The organism is Apilactobacillus micheneri (assembly GCF_006493595.1).
GTDB classification, from domain to species: Bacteria; Bacillota; Bacilli; order Lactobacillales; family Lactobacillaceae; genus Apilactobacillus; species Apilactobacillus micheneri.
This window is the reverse complement of the sequence record NZ_QUBI01000003.1, coordinates 205160-225873: the sequence shown is the minus strand read 5'-3', so window position 1 is coordinate 225873 and position 20714 is coordinate 205160. Positions and strand designations below refer to the sequence as shown.

General features: G+C 31.1%; 23 protein-coding genes. 9 read left to right on the top strand and 14 right to left on the bottom strand.

What is annotated here, in order from left to right:
* Positions 1-6: 6 nt before the first annotated feature.
* The 8 genes from sufC to DY123_RS04845 all read left to right on the top strand — a co-directional run bounded on the left by sufC (position 7) and on the right by DY123_RS04845 (position 6732).
* Entirely contained in the window at positions 7-786 is a 780-nt protein-coding gene (gene sufC, locus DY123_RS04880; RefSeq protein ID WP_140936249.1) for a Fe-S cluster assembly ATPase SufC, read from the top strand.
* On the top strand, positions 786-1943 hold the full coding sequence (locus DY123_RS04875; RefSeq protein ID WP_140936248.1) for a SufD family Fe-S cluster assembly protein: 1158 nt from the start codon (positions 786-788) through the stop codon (positions 1941-1943). The genes sufC and DY123_RS04875 overlap by 1 nt, the downstream gene beginning before the upstream one ends.
* The gene (locus DY123_RS04870) at positions 1936-3147 is read left to right on the top strand and encodes an aminotransferase class V-fold PLP-dependent enzyme (protein WP_140936247.1); all 1212 of its coding nucleotides are present in this window, start codon (positions 1936-1938) and stop codon (positions 3145-3147) included. The genes DY123_RS04875 and DY123_RS04870 overlap by 8 nt, the downstream gene beginning before the upstream one ends.
* Positions 3137-3562, top strand: a complete 426-nt coding sequence (gene sufU, locus DY123_RS04865) for a Fe-S cluster assembly sulfur transfer protein SufU (RefSeq protein ID WP_140936246.1) — start codon at positions 3137-3139, stop codon at positions 3560-3562. The genes DY123_RS04870 and sufU overlap by 11 nt, the downstream gene beginning before the upstream one ends.
* Positions 3546-4955, top strand: a complete 1410-nt coding sequence (gene sufB, locus DY123_RS04860) for a Fe-S cluster assembly protein SufB (RefSeq protein WP_140936245.1) — start codon at positions 3546-3548, stop codon at positions 4953-4955. The genes sufU and sufB overlap by 17 nt, the downstream gene beginning before the upstream one ends.
* A gap of 167 nt (positions 4956-5122) precedes the next feature.
* Positions 5123-5824 (top strand): hypothetical protein, encoded by a 702-nt coding sequence (locus tag DY123_RS04855; RefSeq protein WP_140936244.1) that lies wholly within the window; start codon positions 5123-5125, stop codon positions 5822-5824.
* A 215-nt stretch (positions 5825-6039) separates the two neighbouring features.
* The gene (locus DY123_RS04850; protein ID WP_140936243.1) at positions 6040-6522 is read left to right on the top strand and encodes a helix-turn-helix domain-containing protein; all 483 of its coding nucleotides are present in this window, start codon (positions 6040-6042) and stop codon (positions 6520-6522) included.
* A 21-nt stretch (positions 6523-6543) separates the two neighbouring features.
* Positions 6544-6732: a PspC domain-containing protein gene (locus tag DY123_RS04845; RefSeq protein WP_140936242.1), complete on the top strand. Its 189-nt coding sequence runs from the start codon at positions 6544-6546 to the stop codon at positions 6730-6732.
* A gap of 48 nt (positions 6733-6780) precedes the next feature.
* Here DY123_RS04845 and DY123_RS04840 read toward each other — a convergent pair whose 3' ends face one another.
* From DY123_RS04840 to DY123_RS04810, 7 genes are all read right to left on the bottom strand, one after another.
* On the bottom strand, positions 6781-7338 hold the full coding sequence (locus DY123_RS04840; RefSeq protein WP_140936241.1) for a sugar O-acetyltransferase: 558 nt from the start codon (positions 7336-7338) through the stop codon (positions 6781-6783).
* A gap of 27 nt (positions 7339-7365) precedes the next feature.
* Positions 7366-8610: an ABC transporter permease gene (locus DY123_RS04835; protein WP_181398795.1), complete on the bottom strand. Its 1245-nt coding sequence runs from the start codon at positions 8608-8610 to the stop codon at positions 7366-7368.
* Entirely contained in the window at positions 8603-9499 is an 897-nt protein-coding gene (locus DY123_RS04830) for an ABC transporter ATP-binding protein (RefSeq protein WP_140936260.1), read from the bottom strand. Before DY123_RS04830 ends, DY123_RS04835 begins: the two co-directional genes overlap by 8 nt.
* Before the next feature lie 12 nt (positions 9500-9511).
* Positions 9512-10045 carry a DUF3278 domain-containing protein gene (locus DY123_RS04825; protein WP_181398794.1) on the bottom strand — a complete coding sequence of 178 codons (534 nt, stop codon included), beginning with the start codon at positions 10043-10045 and terminating at the stop codon, positions 9512-9514.
* Positions 10038-10235, bottom strand: coding sequence for a helix-turn-helix transcriptional regulator (locus tag DY123_RS04820; protein ID WP_140936238.1), 198 nt, complete (start codon positions 10233-10235; stop codon positions 10038-10040). Before DY123_RS04820 ends, DY123_RS04825 begins: the two co-directional genes overlap by 8 nt.
* A gap of 128 nt (positions 10236-10363) precedes the next feature.
* Positions 10364-11356, bottom strand: a complete 993-nt coding sequence (locus tag DY123_RS04815) for a D-2-hydroxyacid dehydrogenase (protein ID WP_438830214.1) — start codon at positions 11354-11356, stop codon at positions 10364-10366.
* The gene (locus DY123_RS04810; protein WP_140936236.1) at positions 11356-12516 is read right to left on the bottom strand and encodes an aminotransferase class I/II-fold pyridoxal phosphate-dependent enzyme; all 1161 of its coding nucleotides are present in this window, start codon (positions 12514-12516) and stop codon (positions 11356-11358) included. Before DY123_RS04810 ends, DY123_RS04815 begins: the two co-directional genes overlap by 1 nt.
* Positions 12517-12694: 178 nt before the next feature.
* Here DY123_RS04810 and DY123_RS04805 point away from each other — a divergent pair, with 178 nt between their 5' ends.
* Entirely contained in the window at positions 12695-14062 is a 1368-nt protein-coding gene (locus DY123_RS04805; RefSeq protein ID WP_140936235.1) for an aspartate ammonia-lyase, read from the top strand.
* Positions 14063-14099: 37 nt separating this feature from the next.
* On the opposite strand, the gene DY123_RS04800 is transcribed toward DY123_RS04805, so the two are convergent.
* The 7 genes from DY123_RS04800 to rpsF form a co-directional block, all read right to left on the bottom strand.
* The gene (locus DY123_RS04800) at positions 14100-15278 is read right to left on the bottom strand and encodes an MDR family MFS transporter (RefSeq protein ID WP_140936421.1); all 1179 of its coding nucleotides are present in this window, start codon (positions 15276-15278) and stop codon (positions 14100-14102) included.
* A 73-nt stretch (positions 15279-15351) separates the two neighbouring features.
* The gene (gene dnaB / locus DY123_RS04795; RefSeq protein WP_105964374.1) at positions 15352-16731 is read right to left on the bottom strand and encodes a replicative DNA helicase; all 1380 of its coding nucleotides are present in this window, start codon (positions 16729-16731) and stop codon (positions 15352-15354) included.
* A gap of 28 nt (positions 16732-16759) precedes the next feature.
* Positions 16760-17212, bottom strand: a complete 453-nt coding sequence (rplI, locus tag DY123_RS04790) for a 50S ribosomal protein L9 (RefSeq protein WP_140925206.1) — start codon at positions 17210-17212, stop codon at positions 16760-16762.
* Between the two features lie 71 nt (positions 17213-17283).
* Positions 17284-19320, bottom strand: coding sequence for a DHH family phosphoesterase (locus tag DY123_RS04785; RefSeq protein ID WP_108982270.1), 2037 nt, complete (start codon positions 19318-19320; stop codon positions 17284-17286).
* A gap of 104 nt (positions 19321-19424) precedes the next feature.
* Positions 19425-19667: a 30S ribosomal protein S18 gene (gene rpsR, locus DY123_RS04780; protein WP_108982269.1), complete on the bottom strand. Its 243-nt coding sequence runs from the start codon at positions 19665-19667 to the stop codon at positions 19425-19427.
* A 28-nt stretch (positions 19668-19695) separates the two neighbouring features.
* Entirely contained in the window at positions 19696-20214 is a 519-nt protein-coding gene (gene ssb, locus DY123_RS04775; protein WP_108982268.1) for a single-stranded DNA-binding protein, read from the bottom strand.
* Between the two features lie 44 nt (positions 20215-20258).
* Positions 20259-20549 (bottom strand): 30S ribosomal protein S6, encoded by a 291-nt coding sequence (gene rpsF, locus DY123_RS04770; RefSeq protein ID WP_105956935.1) that lies wholly within the window; start codon positions 20547-20549, stop codon positions 20259-20261.
* Positions 20550-20714 lie beyond the last annotated feature (165 nt).

The following is a 20714-nucleotide window of genomic DNA, read 5'->3' as shown; positions in this document are numbered from 1 at the left end:
AGGAGTCTGCTCTTGCTAGAAATCAAAAATTTACACGTCAAAATTAATGAAAACGATAAAGAAGTCATTAAGGGGTTAAATTTAACTATTCCGGATGGTGAAGTACACGTCATTATGGGGCCAAATGGAACCGGTAAATCTACTCTTTCACAAACTATTATGGGATCACCTAAATATAGTATTACCAGTGGTGAAATTGAATTTAATCATACAAAATTAAATGATTTAGCAACTGATGAAAGAGCACGCTTGGGATTATTCATTGGAATGCAATATCCTACCGAAATTAGTGGGGTTAAGAATGTCGACTTTATTCATGCTGCTATGAATGCAATTAAACCAGCTGATCAAAAGGTTAGTGTTTTAGATTTCATGAACCGACTAGATAAAGTCATGGACTTTTTAGATATTCCAGAAGACTATACGGACCGTTATTTAAATGAAGGCTTTTCTGGTGGTGAAAAGAAACGTAATGAAATTCTTCAAATGATGATGATTCAACCAAAATTAGCTATCTTAGATGAAATTGATTCTGGATTAGATATTGATGCCCTAAAAGTAGTATCTAAGGGAATTAATGAAATGCGCGATGATAAATTTAGTTCATTAATTATTACTCATTATGATCGTATTTTAAAATATGTTCGACCTGATGTAGTGCATGTCATGATGGATGGTCGAGTTGTTACTAGCGGTGATTATCATTTAGCCGAACAATTGGAAGCTGGCGGATATGCTGCTCTTCGTGATCGTTTAGGCATTGATGCAAAGTTGGTGGATGATTAATGAGTCTTTCAATTCAAGAATTTGCAAAACAAAATAATGAACCCCAATGGTTATCTGTTAAAAGAATGGTTGCTGCTAAGCTGGCACCTAAGTTCGCTCTTGATAATCAACAACGTAATTTTAATTTTGCAAAACCAGATTTAGATCAACAAAAAATAAATCCCAATAATAAAGCTAGTGATCAACATCAAAAAGATGGTGTCATTGCGATGGATTTATTTGCAGCCGCTAATCAATTTCCTGAATTAATTCAAGAAAATTTGATGGAAAAAGCTATTTACTGGCGAGATAATCAATTAAATGCCAACCATTTAGCTTATCTGCAATCCGGTGGTTTTGTTTTTATTCCTGACGATAAAAACATTGATGAGCCAATCAACATCAGTAATTTGATCAATCATAATCATCAAGAAAAACATCTATTAATTATTGCCGCTGCTGGTTCAACAGCTAATATTGTTTTTGAAGATAAAGATACTAGTCGTAAAAATGATCGCTTAATGATTGAAGTATTATTAGGCGACCATGCTAAAGTTAATTTTTATGATGCTGCTTTATCCAAAGCACAAAATGCGCATCGAGTTTTAAATGCATATTTAGCACAAAATGCTGAATTAAATACTTATACTGGACTGTTTAATCATTTTAACAGTCGTTATGATAGTAATATCGATTTAGATGGTATTGGTAGTTGTGCAACCATCAATTTAATTAACTTAGCTGATAAGCAACAAAAACAATTAATTAAAACTAAGATTGTGAACCAAAGTGAACATACCAGTGGAACCATTAATGAACGTGGTATTGTGGCTGATGAAGCTAGAACTATTTGTGATACTACTGGTCAAATTAAACAAGCTGCCCCTAATAGTTATTCAGATCAAACAAATCGATTACTAACTTTATCTAAAGAAAGTAAAGGTAAGATTGATCCTATTTTGCTCATTGATAATCATGATGTTGTAGCAGGTCATGCAGCTAGTGTCGGTAGAGTGAATGCTGAACAACTATATTATCTAAAAACACGTGGCATCCCCGCCAAAGAAGCTCGTTTATTGCTTACTCGTGGTTTTTTAATTCCATTAATTAATAAATTTCCTGACAAAAGGATCAGAAAACAAATGATGATTAACTTAGAGGAGCGAATCAATGGATAATCAAGAAATCAGAAACGATTTTCCAATGTTAATAAAACATCCCCATTTTATATATTTTGATAATGCTGCAACCACTCAAAAACCAAAATCAGTGATTGATGCTTTAACTAATTATTATGAAAATGATAATTTCAATGTACATCGCAGCGTTTATTCGGCGGCTGAAAGAACTACTCAAATGTTTGAAGCTTGTCGTGAAAAAGTTGCACAATTTATCAATGCCAAAGACAACAAATCAATCGTTTTCAATGCCGGTACTACCCAAGGTATTAATCAGGTTGCAAATGGCTATTACAAATATCATTTAAAAAAAGATGATGAAATTGTTGTTTCCATCGCAGAACATCATAGCAATTTATTACCATGGCAAAATCTTGCTAAACAAAATGGTGCAAAATTAACATTCATTGATATTAATGATGATGGTACATTAAATCTTAATTCTGCTAAAAAGGTTATTACTGATAATACTAAATTGGTTGCAATCACCGCAGTTTCAAATGTGTTAGGTACAATTAATAATTTGACAGAATTAATTGAGATTGCGCATCAACATAATGCTGACGTTTTAATTGATGCTGCACAAGCAGCTCCTGAAATTAAAATTGATGTACAAAAATTAAATCCAGAATGGTTAGCATTTTCAGGCCATAAAATGTTAGCACCAACTGGAATTGGGATCTTATATGGCAAAAAAGAACTATTAGAAAAGATGCAACCTACTCAATTAGGTGGCGAAATGATTGAACATGTTGATAAAAATAGTTTTAAAACAAAAGATATTCCTTATCGACTAGAAGCTGGTACCCCTAATATTGAAGGCGTGATTGGATTATCCAAAGCAATTGATTATTTAGATAATATTGGTATGAATAATATTGAAACCATTTGTAAAAACTTAGGCCAATATTTATATGATCAATTAATTAAAATTGATGGCGTTAGTGTATATGGTCCAAAGCAAAGAAAAACTGGAATTGTTTCTTTTAATATCGATAAAATTCATCCTCATGATGCTGCTACTTACTTAGATTTTAATCATATCGCTGTCAGAGCGGGCCAACATTGTGCAGAACCACTTACTAATAAACTAGGTGTTAATGCTACTTTACGTGCTAGTATGTATTTTTATAACAATAAAAATGAATGTGATAAATTAATTCAACAGATTATTGAAATGAGGTCCTTTTTTAATGGAGCTTAGAGATTTATATCAACGAATTATTCTAGAAAACGCTAATAAATGTCCAAATGAACAATTTAAAAATGAAATTGTTCATTTACATAATCCAACTTGTGGTGATGACATCGCTATCAAATGCCGATACGATAACAATTTATTCAAAGACTTCGAGATTAAAGCTGATGGCTGTATTATTTTTAAAGCGGCCACTACTTTTATGAAAGAACTTTGTATTAATAAAACCAAAGAAGAAATTGAAGACATTGTACTGAATTTTTCTGAATTTATGACTAATGATAAAAAAGTTAATCAAGCAATATTGGGCGATGCTGTCGTTTTACAATCAGTATCACATTTACCTATGCGTATTAAATGTGCAATGCTACCGTTTAAAGCAATCTATCAATTAGTAAATGGAGATGATAATAATCGATGATGAAATTAAAAATTTAAATGATGATTATCAATATGGATTTAAGGATAATTTTAATCCCCTTTATTCGACTGGTGATGGATTAAATGAAGATATTATTCGTGAAATATCAGCCCATAAACATGAACCAAAATGGATGTTAAATATTCGCTTAAAGGCATTTAAAATTTATCAAAAATTACCAATGCCTGACTTTGGACCTGATTTATCAGATCTAGATTTAAATAAAATTAGATATTTTCAACGTGCATCAGATCATGTTTCCAGAAATTGGGCAGATGTGCCTGATCAAATTAAAAATACTTTTGAAAAAATTGGGGTCCCAGAAGCTGAAAGAAAATATTTAGCTGGTGCTGAGGCTCAATATGAATCAGAAGCAGTCTATGCCAACATCAAGAAAGAATTTAAAGATATGGGGATTATCTTTAGCGATACTGACACTGCTTTGCGTGAACATCCAGATTTAGTCCAAGCACATTTTGGTAAATTAGTAACCCCACAAATGAATAAATTTGCTGCTTTAAATACTGCCGTATGGTCAGGTGGCGTTTTCTTGTATGTACCAAAGGGTGTCCATGCAAAGATTCCCATTCAAGCTTTCTTTAGAATTAACGCTGGTCGCACTGGTCAATTTGAAAGAACTTTAATCATTGTGGATGAAGATGCCAGTGTTAACTACGTTGAAGGTTGCACTGCTCCTAATTATTCAGAAGATAGTTTGCACGCTGCTAACGTAGAAGTCTTCGTCAAAAAGAATGCCTTTTGTCGTTACACAACTATTCAAAATTGGTCTGATAATGTTTATAGTTTAGAAACTAAACGTGCTTCTGCTGATGAAAATGGAACCATGGAATGGGTTGATGGAAATCTAGGATCAAAAGTAACTATGAAATATCCTAGTATTGATTTAAATGGTCCCCATGCCACTGGAACGATGTTATCGATTGCTTTTGCAAGCAACGATATTTATCAGGATACTGGTTGCATTATGCGTCATCATGCGCCACATACTTCTTCCAATGTCGTTTCAAAATCCATTTGTAAATCTGGTGGCATTTGTAATTATCGTGGTACAATTCGAATGAATAAAGAAGCTCATTATTCAAAATCACATATCGAATGTGACACTATTATTATGGATGATGATTCTGCAAGTGATACGATTCCACATAATGAAATTAACAATGGTGATTCTGAAGTAGAACATGAAGCTAAAGTTTCTAAAATTTCTGAAACCGATTTATATTATTTAATGAGTCGTGGATTATCAGAAAGTGAAGCTACTAAAATGATTATTATGGGCTTCATTGAGCCCTTCTCTAATCAATTACCAATGGAATATGCAGTTGAATTAAATAAATTAATTGATTACCAAATGGAAGATTCAGTTGGTTAAAAGCTTATGTTAAATGACATAAGCTTTTTTGTTTCACATGAAACATTTTATATTTTTTGCAAATAATTATTGAAAATTATTTATATGGTGTTAAAGTATAGATGAAGCGAATATTACAATAATGTTACATAAATATTACATAAATAAAAAAATAAGAAGGTTGTATTATGAAAAAACAATTTATTAAAATTTCAGCTGCATTATTAGCATTAATAACTACTACAACTGCTTTTAGTTCAATTAATGCTAATGCCAAAACTGTTGATTATAAAAGAGCTCCTAAAGAATATGCTGCTAAAACAATTACTAAAAATAAAACATGGGCTAATCGATTAAATAAAGATGGCTATACATTTAGAATTAAAAATGATCCTATGGCTTATGAAGATTCATTCTCTAAAAATATTAAGGGTAATCAATTAGTGCATTATAGTAATAAAGATACCAAACAATTTGCACAAAAGAATATTAACTTTAAAGTTAACCATATTTGGAGTTATAAAAATGGTTTAGCTGCTAATATTGTTTCTCAATCTGGAAAAATAAATGGCTGGATTGGTTATACTAGTATTTACAATAAACAAATTTCTAATAAAAAGTTTAAAGATTTAATGAAGATTGAAAATAAAATTTGTGATCAAGCAGAAGACTTAACTTTCTATAAATATGAAGGTAAAAATATTCATGCTAAAAAAATTAGCAAATTAAATACTTCAATTAATAAAAATTTAAAAGATGCTCAAAAAGCAGCTGATAGATTAACTGGAAACGATGAAAAATTAGCTAAACAATCAATTAAAGAAACCAAGACATTTATTAAAAATAGTGACATTAGAAATCTTCCAACATTATTAGTTGGCCGTATGTAATTAAACTTACATGTTAAATAAATATTAAAAATAAAGCTTTGCGTTAATATATTTTAACGTAGAGCTTTATTTTTTAATTTCAAACTATAAATTAATTTATAAATGCCCTTGTCATGTAAGTGTCGTGTAATTGTCGCCTATCTGGCGTAACATTTAGTCCACTATTAGGATATGATAAAAGTATAGAAAATAAATATTTTATAGGAGACTTCGTTATGAAAAATAAAACTTTGATTAGGGAATTAAGAAAACAAAAAGGTTGGACACAAGAAAATTTAGCAGAAAAATGTAACTTAAGTGTTCGTACTATTCAAAGATTGGAGTCTGGTGAAGATGGTAATTTGACAACACTTAATCTTGTTGCTAAAGCTTTTGAAGTGAAAATTGGCGATTTGTTTGAATCAATAGGAAATTCCAGTAAAGAAAAAGACATCTCAGATTATAGTGAAAATCAAAGTGAACAAGTTGAACAACGCCGTATGGTTCAACAACTTTATACAATTGTTAGATTGCTTTTTATTGTAATTATGATTGGGGTCGCACCATTTATTCAACATTTTGGTCTTCTTTGGGCAATCATGTGGCCAATTGGATTTATGTTATTAAAAATTATTAATTCAACTTGGTTCAATACACTTTTAGATAAAAAATACCCCTTAACTAGAGGCGTTAATATTAAGAAATATACTCAAAAATAATATTTAAAAGGAAGTTTAATTATGAAGAATATAAGAAGAGATTCTGAAAATAATATATTTGCTGGAGTATTAAGTGGTATTGCTAAACAATTTAATTGGAATACAACACTTTTAAGAATCATATGGATAATTTTAACGCTTACTCCATTTCCAGGTTTAATCATATACTTGTTATTATGGATAATAATTTCAAAAGATAATTTGCAATAAAATTATTAATGAAAAAAGACTAAATACCATATTTAGTCTTTTTTCATATTAATCTTCAATTGGTTTAATAACTGTAGCCGGAACTCCGCCTGCAACAACATTATCAGGAATATCTTTGGTTACAACTGCCCCAGCAGCTATTACTACATTACTACCAATAGTTACACCTGGAACAATAGTTGAATGACCACCAATCCAAACATCATTACCAATATGAACCGGAAAAGCTTGCCCTAATCCTTTATTACGAGCCTTAGCATTAATTGGGTGGTTAATTGTATAAATTCCAACGTCTGGACCAATTAATACATTATCGCCAACAATAACATCATTGATATCCAAAACAGTTAAATTATAATTAGCAAAAACATGCGATCCTAAATATATATTTTGACCATGATCAAAGTTAAATGGTGGTTGAATATAGACATGTTCACCATACCCACCTAACATTTCTTTCATTTTATTATTTCTTGCTTCTTCATCTGATTTAGGAATTGCATCATATTCTAAGCATAATTTTTTGTAATGTTGTTTTCGCTTAGTAAATACTTCATCCCCAAGAAAAAACAATTCACCTTTTTTCATTTTTTCAAGTTCAGACATTAAAATTAGACCTCTTTAAATTTATAATTAACGATATTTTACACCTTTAATTAGATTTTTAAACCAACCTTCATTGTTATTTTGTAACATGAGGCCCTTATAAACTTTTGAAATAAAGTATGTTAGTCCAATAATAAATGCAATCAAAATAATCAATGAAATTATTTCTTCAAAAATATTAGCTTGATTGTTAATCATTCTAATAGGCATAAAGAAATATGATGATAATGGGAAATAAGATAAAATTTTAGGGATAATACTATTACTATTATTTTGGAACATAAAAGAGAGTATAAATAAGATCACTATAATCATAAAAACAGGTTGAGCAGCCTTGTTAGCATCTTCTTTCCTGGCAACCAATGCACCAGCAGTTGCTGATAAAATAATACCGACAAGTAATCCTAAAATGATAAAAATCAAATTAATGTTAATTAAATTACTAGCTATTTGATGAATATTATCAGAATTTTCTTTAATAAAATCTTTTGAAAAATCTGCTTGAGATAAAAATACATAACTACAAAAGAACATGATTAAGTAAGCAATAAATTGTGTTAACATCATAAGAACAATTCCAACAATTTTACCTATAAAATATTTAGTGGAAGTGGTACTACTAAAAATAATTTCAACCAATTTTGATCCTTTTTCTTTTGAAATTATACTTGCAGTAATTGATGAATACATAAATAAAAAGAAATATAATATATATATTAATAATTGTAAAGAAAACATTTTACTGCTACTATCATCTGATTTATTAGAACTATGTTGTTTTTTAACATGACTTTCAAATGATGGCTTATTTGATAAATATTGCAACTGTGTTTTCGTCAAATTACTATTATTCAAATTAATCTGATTTTGATGTAAAGACAAACTTTGCATTAAATCATTTTTAACATCATTATCTAATGAATCATTTCCAATGTACTTAGCTTTTAATTTATTATTATTTGTTGTTATTTTTAAATATCCATAAATATCGTTATTTTTTAATTTATCTTTAGCTTGCTTCTCAGTTTTAATAGATGAATTAATCGAATCATTATCTTTTTTAACAATAGATTGCTTGATCCCTTTATCAGCAATTAGAGCAATTTTATTTGAATCATCATTGTTAGAAGATGAAGCATTTTGATAACTAATAAATCCAATTATTACACCAACCATAATAATAATAATTGGCATTAAAAGTAATGTAATAAAACTTTTAGATTTAACTTGGTTCAAATATGTATCTTCAACAATTGTCATAAACTTACGCATGTTTTTCACCGACCTTTTCTCTAAAGATTTCATCTAACGATGGTGGCTGTTGACTAAACTCTTCAATATATTTACCCTTACTGATTAACTTAAATAATTCAACTCCAGCATCTGGATTAGATAACTTCAACTTATATTTATTATTATCACGAATGTTTGCAGCTTCAACGCCTGGTAATTGTTGTAGTTCATCTTTGGACATGGGGGTTGTTACATAAAGTTCATTTTTACCAAATTGATTTCTGACATCTTGAACTGAACCATTTAAAACAACTTCACCATTTCTAAGCATTACTAGATCATCACAAATTTCTTCCACGTTGTTCATATTGTGACTAGAGAAAATGATGGTTGCACCATTGTCTTTTGCTTCTAAAATCGATTGTTTTAATAAATCAGCATTTACTGGGTCAAGCCCGCTAAATGGTTCATCCAAGATAATTAATTTAGGTTCATGAATCAACGTACAAATTAATTGAATCTTTTGTTGATTACCTTTGGATAATGATTTTAATTTGGAATTTAATTCACCTTTAACATCAAATTTTTTCATCCAGCCTTTAATTCTAGGCTTAGTCCAATTAGATTTGCGATTTTTTAATTTAGCAAAATATACAATTTGTTGTTGAACCGTCGCTTTTTCCATAAGGCTACGTTCTTCTGGCAAATATCCAATTTCATCAAAAGCCTTTTCGTCTATGTGTTTACCGTTCCAAGTTATTTCACCGCTGTATTTAATAAAATTTAAAATACTGTGAAAAGTTGTGGATTTACCAGCCCCATTTTGGCCAATCAATCCTAAAATACGACCATTTTGTGCATCGAAACTTACATTACTTAAAGCATGTAAATTATCAAAATACTTATCTAATTTGCTTATATGTAAGATAAAGATCATCTCCTATTTCATTTTTTTCATACGACTTTTCATAATAAGGTACATAAATAAACACCAAAAGAATGTTTCAAATAAACATTGCAATAAATCACCTTTACTAGGATGAATTATTTGGTTTAAATAAGATTTATGATCTACGACAACAGATGTAAGTGGATTAAGTAAATAGATAATAAAACCAAAATATATTCCAGAAAGTATTATTCTATAACTAATTTTTCTTTTTTCATTTTTGTAATTTTTTTCTGCAACTTCATTTATAGTTAAACCAGATCGATGTGATGCAACAATTATATAAATGCTAATTAACATCAAAAAGATAAAATTAGATCCACCATAAATAATTACAGAATATTCTGGATGATTATAACCAAGGAAAAAAAACATAAAATTGGATAACATTATATAAATCCAGCAAACAATAAATGCATTATTACCAATTCGATTAATCTCTTGACGTTTATATTCATCTAAAGGTCCTGTAATTCCATAAAATCTTTTAATGCATTTTGTAAACAAACTTTCCTTATTATTCATCGTCTTCCTCCCAAAACAATCCATTCAAATCGGTACCTAACACTTTGGCCAAACTAATACATAAATTTAATGATGGATTATATTTATTATTTTCAATCAGATTAATAGTTTGCCTCGCTACCCCAATCTTTTGCGATAGAGCAAATTGTGATAATCCTTGTTTCTCTCGATATTCGCGAACACGATTCAAAAATAAGCCTCCTTATTTTTTGTCACATATATGTTACACATAACATAAAACTAATTTATATATTTGTCAACTATATATGACAAAATAAAACAGTAATCTTAATTAAGATTACTGTTTTTTAATATATTTTATTTAACTAAGTGTAGTGGTTCTTCACCTTTAACAATTTTAATTGCATCGACTGAGGATATCATATCCATATTTTTAACAGCTGCATCTGTGTAAAAACCAATATGTGGGGTAACTATCACATTGGGCATTTTTAATAATTCTGATAAATCTTCATTTTCAATTCCATTTTTAGATAAATCAACCCCAGTAATGCCAGCTTCACCTTCAAAAGTATCAACTGCGGCAGCTGCAATTTCATTATCTTTAAGCGCTGCAATTAAGTCTTTTGTATCAACAACTGGTCCACGAGAAGCATTGATAAAAATAGCATCCTTTTTCATTTGTTTAAATCTATCAATATTCATAAAATGATGCATGAAATCAGTCATTGGTGTATGCATTGTAACGATATCAGATTTGGTTAACAGAGTATCATAGTCTACATATTCAACGGTATCAAATAGTTCAGGTCGCTTAACTGGATCTGAAACAAGCACCTTGGAACCAAGTGCTTTAAAAATGCGAGCAACTGCACTCCCAATTTTTCCCGCACCAATAATACCAACTGTAAGATTATGAATCTCTCTAGCCTGTAATCCATTCCAAGCAAAATCAGCATTATCTTCACGCAAATGCGTTTCACGTAGATGACGTAATAACGACATTACATCAGCTAATACTAGTTCACTCACTGAACGTGGTGAATATGCTGGAACATTGGTAATTTTAAGATCATATTTCTTAGCTGCAGCAAAATTAATAATTTCATATCCAGTAATTCGCAATGAAATTTGTTTAATTCCAAAATCATGTAATTTTTGGTAAATAATATCGTCATCAATATTGCCATGTTGTTGTACCGTAATGCCATCAAAGCCCTTTGCCAAATCTACAGTATCTACATTTAAGGGCTTATCAGTTGTACTTATTTTCACAGCATATTTTTGTTCAATTTCTTTCAAATTATCTAGTTCATCTTCTCTAATTGAGTACATCAATAATTTCATAATCAGCCTTCTTGTTTAACAAAATTTTGGATTCTTTTAATTGCCTCTTTTAAATTATTTTCACTAGTAGCATAACTGATACGAATATATCCAGCGCCACCTTTGCCAAATGAACTGCCTGGAATTACACCTACTTTAGCTTGATGTGCCAATTGACGACTAAATGAAAAATCATCTTGTGTAAATTGTTTAGGGATTTTAGCAAAAACATAGAATGCTCCAGTGGGTTTAGCACTAACAAATCCAGCCTTTTCTAATCCAGATCGCAATAAATCTAGTCTTTTTGCATATACATCTCTCATTTTGAGACTATCATCTAAACCATTTGTTAAAGCTTCCAAAGCAGCAAATTGTACATTATCAGTAACTGATGTCACTGCGTATTGATGAACCACATTAATCATCTTAATTAGATCTGCTGGTGCCATAATAAAACCAATTCTCCAACCAGTCATTGCATGTGATTTAGACAATCCATTCAAAACAATGGTTTGTTCTGGAATGAATTTAGCAATTGAAATATGTGGTTTACCATAAGTTAATTCACTGTATATTTCATCACTAATACAAAAGATAGAATTATCTTTTATAACTTTTGCTAAACCTTTAAGGGTTTCTTCATCATAAGAAATTCCAGTGGGATTACCTGGTGAATTAATAACCATTGCTTTTACATTTTTATTTTCAGATAATGTTTGTTTTAATTTTTCTGGAGTTAACATAAAGCCATCTGCAGAAGTATCAACTTCGATTACATGCGCACCATGTAATTGAATATTATCCATGTACAATGGAAAAGTTGGAGTGGGTACAATTACACTGTCGCCAGGATTTAAAATCGTAGCTAAAGAATCAAAAATACCTTCAGTTACTCCAGCTGTAGTAATAATTTGAGTCTTTGCATCATAATTTAAGTCATATTTTTGGGCAAAAAATTTAGAAGCAGCTTCTCTTAATTTTAAAATGCCACGTGGATTAGTGTAGTGACTGTAATTATCATTAATTGCATTGATTGCCGCATCTTTAACATGCTCAGGAGTATTGAAATCTGGTTCTCCTAAAGTTAATGGAATTAAACTCTCTTCTTTCGATAATTCTTCATTAAAACCTAAAATAGGATTAGGTTTAATTGCTCGTAAATCTTTATTAATTTTTTCAATCATATAAATCACCTGCTATAATCATTAGAAAATGATTAGAATAATTATTAAAATTCTAATATTATAATTGTTCATTGTCAATGTTAACAATAACCTTTCAAATTAAATTGACATCTTAAAGATATGAACTATAATCTTATGTAAGGTTTTATAACAGAAGATTGATTAGGAGATGCTTGTAATGAGAATTGAAGAAGATTGTGTTGGTAAAATGGAAGTTCCTGATAAAGCGCTATATGGTATTCATGCACTTAGAGCTGTCGGTAATTTCACTATTACTAAAGAGTTAGTCCATCCAAAAATTATTGAAAGCTACATTGAAATCAAAAAAGCAGCTGCAATAACAAATCATGGTGCCAACACCTTAGATGTCACAAAATGTAACGCAATAATTAAAGCATGCGATCAACTATTAAAATCAGGTGATCAATCTGGATTCATCACGCCTTCCATTCAAGGTGGTGCGGGAACTTCTACCAATATGAACACTAACGAGGTTATTGCAAATTTGGCAATGAAATTAGATTCCAATGTATTTATTCATCCCAATGATGATGTCAATCAATCACAATCTACCAACGATACTTATCCTACTGCTGGTAAAATGGCCATGTTAAAATTAATTCCTAATTTGTTAGGTGAGCTAGAAAGACTAGTCGCTACTTTTACCAAGTTAGGACAAAGCTTTGCAAAAACTATTAAACTAGGCCGTACTCAATTGCAAGATGCTGTTCCTACTACATATGGTAAAAGTTTTCACGCATATGCTTCATTATTTAAACGTGATTTAAAACGTATCAAACATGCTAGTGCTGAATTAAAAACAATCAGTATGGGTGGAACTGCTATTGGAACTGGTATGAATGCTTCCAAATATTATCAACAACATATTGTGGAAAACATTAATAAATGTTCAACAATGAATTTAAAATCAGATGAAGATTTAATTGATGCTGTACAAAATACTGACCACTTCGTTACATTTTCAGCAGCACTGAAAACTTTAGCCGTTAATTTATCCAAGGTAAGTAATGATTTAAGATTATTAGCCAGTGGTCCCCAATCTGGCTTGGATGAATTACGTTTACCAAAAAGACAAGCTGGGTCATCAATCATGCCTAATAAAATTAATCCTGTAATTCCAGAAGTAGTTAATCAAGTTGCCTTTGAAGTTATTGGATTTGATGCAACTGTCACCGCTGCATCTGAAGCTGGACAATTGGAATTAAACGCTTTTGAACCAATTATGTTTAAGAGTATTTTAACAGCAGAAGAACATTTAACTAACGCAATGCAAACATTAGTTGATAATTGTTTGAAAGATATTGATGTGAATGATGATAAATGTAGTGAAGATGTTAAAAAATCTGCTGTTACAGCAACTATCCTTTCTCCAATATTGGGTTATGTAAAAACAACTAAAATCATTCAAGAATCTTTAAAGAAAAATGAATCAGTCAAAAACATTCTATTGAATCATAATATTCTAGATGAGCAAAAGATAGATGAACTATTTTCACCAGAAAATTTGGTTAATGGATCCAAATAAACAAAAAGAGCAATAATTTAAAAATTATTGCTCTTTTTTATTCAGAATATTTAGTAACTCGTTTTCTTATATAGCTTGCAATTATCATCGATAAAATAAAGATCAATAAACAGGTTAAGGAACAAGCGATAAATAATGAGTGATAGGATGTCATATCAATCACAATTCCACCAATTAGCGGACCAATGGCTTTACCAACTGATGCCCACGCATTAGTTAATCCTTGGTATTTTCCTTTAACTGCAACTGGTGTTAATTCATTCACCAAAGCTGGTATTGCTGGAATAACTGAAGTTTCACCTAAAGTTAAAATAATCATTGAAATGACAAAGCCTATATATGAGTGCATAAAAATCAATGTGAAGAAAGATAGTCCTATAAAAATAATGCCAAAGTAAATTTGAAAGTATAGGCTATCATGATATTTTGCAATCCAGTTAATAATTAATTGGAATACAACTAATAAAAATGCATTCAACGTCCATAATAAACTGTACATACTCATTGGAATGCCCATTCCAGTTATATATACAGACATATTAGAAACCCATTGTTCATATACAATCCAAATAACTGCCAAACTTACAAAAAATGTCATAATAATTGCCAAATTAGGCTTAGGCAATTTCACATTTTTAGTATCAATTTTCTTAATCGATGGATGAATTGAATTAGGTTTATTATAAGTGAAAATTGCATTAACACCATAAACAATCAAAATAATCGTCGATAATAAAAAGACTGAACTAATTCCCATTGGATATAATAATCCAACTGCCATCGTTCCAAAAACAACTCCTACATTTTGCGCTAAATACAACATATTGAAAATAAAACGCCCTGATTTCATTTTGACAGTTGTACCTAAGGAATTAATCATCGTTAAATTCCACCCAGTCGAGAAACCAAATAAGACTAGACCAATTGGGTATGCTGGCCATCCATTGAAAAAGATCAATCCAGCTGATACTACAATTGAAAATACAATTCCTAAAATAGTTAATATGTATCGATTGTGAAGATCAAATAATTTTCCACCAATATAATTTCCTAATACATTCGATGCTGAATATAAGAATAATATAATTCCTACTTCAGTTAAGCTTTTACCTAAAGCATCATGCATATAAACAGTAGTAAGTGGCCACACAGTACTAACCGCAATGTTATTAATTAAAGATCCCATAAATAACCAATGTAATTTTATTTCGTTCATATATTCACCTTCATTTCTCTTTATTTTATTATACAAAAAAATCCTTAGCTATATTGGCTAAGGATTTAATTTTTTATTCATCTTGATTATATGCAATGGATGAAAATTTATTATGCGACTTAATAAACAATAATTTAGCAGTCCCACGAGGCCCAGAACGATTCTTTTCAATAATGACTTCAACTTCACCAACATCATTATTTTCCTGTTCATCCCCGTCATCTTCATCATCACCATCTTCACGTTCATAATAATCATCACGATATAAGAACGCAACAATATCCGCATCTTGTTCAATTGAACCAGATTCACGAATATCAGATAGCACTGGGCGCTTATCTTGACGTTGTTCAACTCCACGAGAAAGTTGAGATAAAGCAATTACTGGCACTCCTAATTCCTTCGCAATTTTCTTCAATTGTCGAGAAATATAAGATACTTCTTGTTGACGATTTTCTTTATTTCCACCATCAATTAATTGTAGATAATCAACTACAATTAAACCAAGATTACCAGTATCTTTTGCCAAGCGACGTGATTTTGCACGAATTTCGGAAATTTTAGTTCCAGCTGTATCATCAATATAGATACTAGCATTCGCTAAACTTCCCATCGCAATCATCATGTTATTCCACTCTTCATCTGATAATTGACCCGTTCTCAAATGATTGGCATCAATACTACCTTCAGCACAAATCATACGGTTAACTAATGATTCGGCACTCATTTCCAAACTGAAAATGGCAACTGTTTTGTCAGTTTTAGTTCCAACATTTTGTGCTAAATTCAATGCGAAAGCTGTTTTACCAACCGCTGGACGAGCCGCCAAAATAATTAATTCGTCTTCATGCAATCCAGTTGTCATTTTATCTAATGCTGGATAACCAGTTGAAAGACCAGTAACCTCTGTCGTACTCTCTGCCAAATCTTCAATATTATTTAAAGCATTTTTTAAAACTTCTCCAATTTCTTGAAAACCAGTATCGTTACGATCTTCGGAAACATTTAAGATTGATCTCTCTGCTTCATCTAATAGATCATCGATGTTGTCATTATTATTATAACTTTCAGTCACAATATTAGTGGCCGTTTTAATTAGTTTTCTCGCAACTGCCTTCTTACGCACATTCTTGGCATAATACATCGCATTAGCTGCAGTAGGAGTTGATGATGCTAAATCAGCTAAATAAGCGACTCCACCAGCATCTTCTAATTGTTTTTGACCATCTAATTCAGAACGTAAAGTAGAAGCATCAATCGGTTGATCTTCATCAGATAAGTGAACCATTGCTGCATAAATCAATTGATGAGCACGCTGATAAAAGTCATCAGGCTCTAGATACTCCTGCGATTCAGGTAATTGATCATTGTCCAATAAAATCGCACCCAAGAGTGCCTTTTCAGCTTGAACATCTTGAGGAGGAGTTTGGGTATTCAAATAATCATTACTCATATTAATCCTCTATTTTAAATCCAGAGAACTATTTTTCACTAACATGCACACGCATAGTAGCAGTTACTTGCTTATGCAATTTAACTGGAATATTTGTGTAACCTAGTGACTTAATAGGTTCCTTTAGTTCAACCTTACGTTTATCAATCTTAAGGTTGTGTTGTTTTTGCATTTCATTAACGATTTGTTTGGATGAAACTGATCCGAACAAACGACCATCAGCACCCACTTTAGCAGATACTTCAACAACATTTTTGTCATTTTCTAATTCAGCTTTCAAATCTTTAGCTTCTGCTAATTCAGCTGCAGCTTCTTTCTTTTCAGCTTTCTTTTCACCATCTAATTGGCTCACTGCTGAGTTAGTTGCGACCTTAGCCTTGTTACGTTTAATCAAGAAGTTTTGTGCATATCCATCAGGTACGTTTTTGATTTCTCCACGTTTACCTTTTCCGCGTACATCTTCTAAAAATATAACCTTCATACAATATCACTCCTCTTATTATTCTGCATACAATTATAAACTTAAATTAACACTTTTTAAATTATGTTTTATTATGAATCTTCATTTTCTTCAGGAGCTTCTTCAGATTTAGCCTTTTTAATCGCTTCGTCTAACATTTGATCAACTTCGTCAATCTTCTTATCAGCAATTTGGGTAGCACCACTAGACAAGTGACCACCACCACCTAATTCTTCCATTACTCTTTGAACATTAACTTCACCATTACTTCTAGCAGAAATTCCGATTAAATCATCAGGACGGTGCGTAATAACAAATGAAGCACTAACTCCCGACATATTGAGCAATGAATCAGCTGCTTGAGCAGCAGTTACTGGATCATATACTTTATCCTGTTCACCAGAAACTACCATCATATTCTTTTCATCACTAATAAAACGTGCTAATGAAATTAAATGCATTCTAGCCATATAGCTATCAGGATTTTCCTGCATAAATTCTTTCATTTCACTAGAATCTGCTCCAGCCGAACGAAGATAACTAGCAGCATCAAAGGTTCTGGTTCCAGTTCTTAAAGTAAACGACTGTGTATCAATAAAGATACCAGTTAACATTGCGGTTGCTTCAAGCTTGTTAATTGGTTCAGCATCTTGTGATTGATATTCAAACATTTCAGTAATTAATTCACAGGTCGATGAAGCATATGGTTCAATGTAAACCAAGACTGGATTTTCAGGGAATTCCTCACCACGTCTATGATGATCAATAATCATAACTTTATTTTCAAGACGTTCATACAACTTCGAAGAAACACTCATTGAAGGTTTAGAATGATCTACCATAATCAATAAACTATTATCAGTTGCCTTTTGTAAAGCTTCATCAGGAGTGATGATATCATCTTTAAGATTGTCATCTTCCTGAATTTTATTGATTAATCTTTGCACATCAGAATGGAAAGTACCTTCTGGAATAACAATATAGCAATGTTTATTATTCATTTGAGCCAAACGATGCATTCCCATACAAGCACCAATTGAATCCATATCTGGTTGACTATGACCTTGGACGAAGATTTGATCAGATTCTCTGAACACTTCTTGTAGTGCTTGTGAAATCATACGAGCACGCACTCTGGTACGTTTTTCCATTGGGTTAGTTTTTCCACCATAGAAACGGGCTTCATGATCTTTTGCTTTTACAACAACTTGATCACCACCACGACCTAGTGCCAAGTCTAAGTCACTTTGAGCTTGTTCAGCCAATTCGTTTAAATTATCTTCACCATAAGCAATTCCAATACTTAAAGTTAATGGGAAATTTTGCTTAGATGTTGATTCACGAATAGTGTCTAAAATATTAAATTTATCAGCTTCAATATCTTTCAATATTTTAGAATAAGTAAACATAATATAGTGATCTTCATCAACTTGTTTAATGAAGAAACCAAATTTTTGCGCCCAAATATTCAATTCATTAGTAACGTAATTGTTCAAATTAGATATTTCTTGATCACTCATGGATTGAGTAATTTCATCATAGTTATCCAAAAAGACTTGCCCAATAGAAATTTTTTCATCACTATAGTCTTTTTCAATCTGATAATATCTAGTAATATCAATCATATAAGCAGTACGATATTCTTTTTGAATCAATAAGGTGAAATAATGATCTTGCCACTTGACAGTTGCATTATCTGGATTATTCCAATTATTTGTTAAAATATCATTTAATTCTGGATTAGTTTCTTCCAGATTAGTACCTAACAGGTCTTGGTCACCAAAGTATGGCATTAGGTATGGATTAACCCATTCAATTGCTCCATTTTCACTAATAATGATGACTCCCACTGGCATTTCTAACAAGGCTTCTTGGTCTCCACGGCTAATTCGATATGATAAATCAGAAATATAATTTTCAGTACTGTCACTTAAATCGTTCATTTTCTTAAAAATGTAGGATAAAATTAAACATACAGCAACTAAGAATATAACTCCAACAATATAATTATATAAAAATGAGACTACTAAACTAAAAATTGATAATAAAGTTAAGGCTAACGTAATCCATCTTAAAATCTTATTTTTAAGGAAAGGTGGTAAGTTAGTAAATGAAAACAATTTTTTCATTGTAACTCCTCTTTTACACTGTTTTTGTATTTCTATTTTATCACAAAAATTATGTAATAAAAAAACTGAGATAACTATAAGTTATCTCAGTAAAAATATAATTTTTATGCATTTTCAGTAACAAATGGCATTAAGCCCATGATACGAGCACGCTTGATAGCTAAAGTAACCTTACGTTGGTTTTTAGCACTTGTTCCAGTAACACGACGTGGTAAAATCTTACCTCTTTCTGAAACAAAACGTCCTAATAATGCGATATCTTTGTAATCGATGTAATCGATGTGATTGGCTGCGATAAAGTCAACCTTGCGACGACGACGGCCGCCACCTCTTCTTTGTTGTGGCATTAAAATTCCCTCCCCTATTATCTACTCATTAAAATGGTAAATCATCATCGGAAATATCAATTTGATCGCCAGAATTAGCAAATGGATCAGATGAATTATTATTGTTATTCATGCCATTTCCATTGTTTCCACCATTATTTGATGAATTGTTATTTTGGTTTTCAAAAGGATTATTATTTCCTGAATTATTTTGAGGAGCACCATTGTTGTTGCCACCTTTGTTTGCAGAACGTGGTTCTAACAAAGCAAAGTTTTCAACAACTACTTCAGTAACATAAACTCTTTGACCTTGTTGATTTTCGTAATTTCTTGTTTGAAGACGACCATCAATTCCAACCAAAGCACCTTTATGAGTGAAGTTAGCAAAGTTTTCAGCAGATTTACGCCAGATAACACAGTTAATAAAATCTGCTTCTCTTTCACCATTTTGGTTAGTAAATCTACGATCAACAGCTAAGGTAAAATTACCCACGGCAGCACCGTTTGGAGTGTATCGCAAATCAACGTCCCGTGTTAATCTACCCGTTAAAGTTGTACGATTAATCATGCTGAAAGTACTCCTCTCTTTTTAAAAAACAATAAAGTTCTAAATTATCTTCTTACGATCATGTGACGTAAAATGTCGTCACTGTATTTTGATTGACGATCAAATTCGTCTAATGCTGTTTTTTCAGCAGTAGTTAAGTTAATAACGTGGTATACACCTTCGTTATAACCACCAATTTCGAATGCGAAACGGCGTTTTGACCAGTCTTTTGAGTCAATTAACTTAGCACCATTGTCAGTTAAAACCTTGTCGAAACGAGCAACTAAATCATTTTTAGCGCCTTCTTCTAGATCTGGACGAATAATGTAAGTAATTTCATATTTATGTTCTTCCATGAATTACACCTCCTTGTGGACTTTAGACCCTCTTAATTGAGAGTAAGGAGTATAAGTTTTATAACTAATACTCACGTTCAATTAGTTTACCATCAAAAATAATTTTATTCAATACAATACGGGAAATTGTTTACGATACATATATAAAATACGAAGATATAAAAT

Coding starts and splice junctions, on each gene's coding strand:
- DY123_RS04875 (WP_140936248.1), top strand. CDS start 786: ATGAGTCTTTCAATTCAAGAATTTGCAAAACAAAATAATGAACCCCAA.
- DY123_RS04870 (WP_140936247.1), top strand. CDS start 1,936: ATGGATAATCAAGAAATCAGAAACGATTTTCCAATGTTAATAAAACAT.
- sufU (WP_140936246.1), top strand. CDS start 3,137: ATGGAGCTTAGAGATTTATATCAACGAATTATTCTAGAAAACGCTAAT.
- sufB (WP_140936245.1), top strand. CDS start 3,546: ATGATAATAATCGATGATGAAATTAAAAATTTAAATGATGATTATCAA.
- DY123_RS04855 (WP_140936244.1), top strand. CDS start 5,123: ATGAAAAAACAATTTATTAAAATTTCAGCTGCATTATTAGCATTAATA.
- DY123_RS04850 (WP_140936243.1), top strand. CDS start 6,040: ATGAAAAATAAAACTTTGATTAGGGAATTAAGAAAACAAAAAGGTTGG.
- DY123_RS04845 (WP_140936242.1), top strand. CDS start 6,544: ATGAAGAATATAAGAAGAGATTCTGAAAATAATATATTTGCTGGAGTA.
- DY123_RS04840 (WP_140936241.1), bottom strand. CDS start 7,338: ATGTCTGAACTTGAAAAAATGAAAAAAGGTGAATTGTTTTTTCTTGGG.
- DY123_RS04835 (WP_181398795.1), bottom strand. CDS start 8,610: ATGCGTAAGTTTATGACAATTGTTGAAGATACATATTTGAACCAAGTT.
- DY123_RS04825 (WP_181398794.1), bottom strand. CDS start 10,045: ATGAATAATAAGGAAAGTTTGTTTACAAAATGCATTAAAAGATTTTAT.
- DY123_RS04810 (WP_140936236.1), bottom strand. CDS start 12,516: ATGATTGAAAAAATTAATAAAGATTTACGAGCAATTAAACCTAATCCT.
- DY123_RS04805 (WP_140936235.1), top strand. CDS start 12,695: ATGAGAATTGAAGAAGATTGTGTTGGTAAAATGGAAGTTCCTGATAAA.
- DY123_RS04800 (WP_140936421.1), bottom strand. CDS start 15,278: ATGAACGAAATAAAATTACATTGGTTATTTATGGGATCTTTAATTAAT.
- dnaB (WP_105964374.1), bottom strand. CDS start 16,731: ATGAGTAATGATTATTTGAATACCCAAACTCCTCCTCAAGATGTTCAA.
- rplI (WP_140925206.1), bottom strand. CDS start 17,212: ATGAAGGTTATATTTTTAGAAGATGTACGCGGAAAAGGTAAACGTGGA.
- DY123_RS04785 (WP_108982270.1), bottom strand. CDS start 19,320: ATGAAAAAATTGTTTTCATTTACTAACTTACCACCTTTCCTTAAAAAT.
- rpsR (WP_108982269.1), bottom strand. CDS start 19,667: ATGCCACAACAAAGAAGAGGTGGCGGCCGTCGTCGTCGCAAGGTTGAC.
- ssb (WP_108982268.1), bottom strand. CDS start 20,214: ATGATTAATCGTACAACTTTAACGGGTAGATTAACACGGGACGTTGAT.
- rpsF (WP_105956935.1), bottom strand. CDS start 20,549: ATGGAAGAACATAAATATGAAATTACTTACATTATTCGTCCAGATCTA.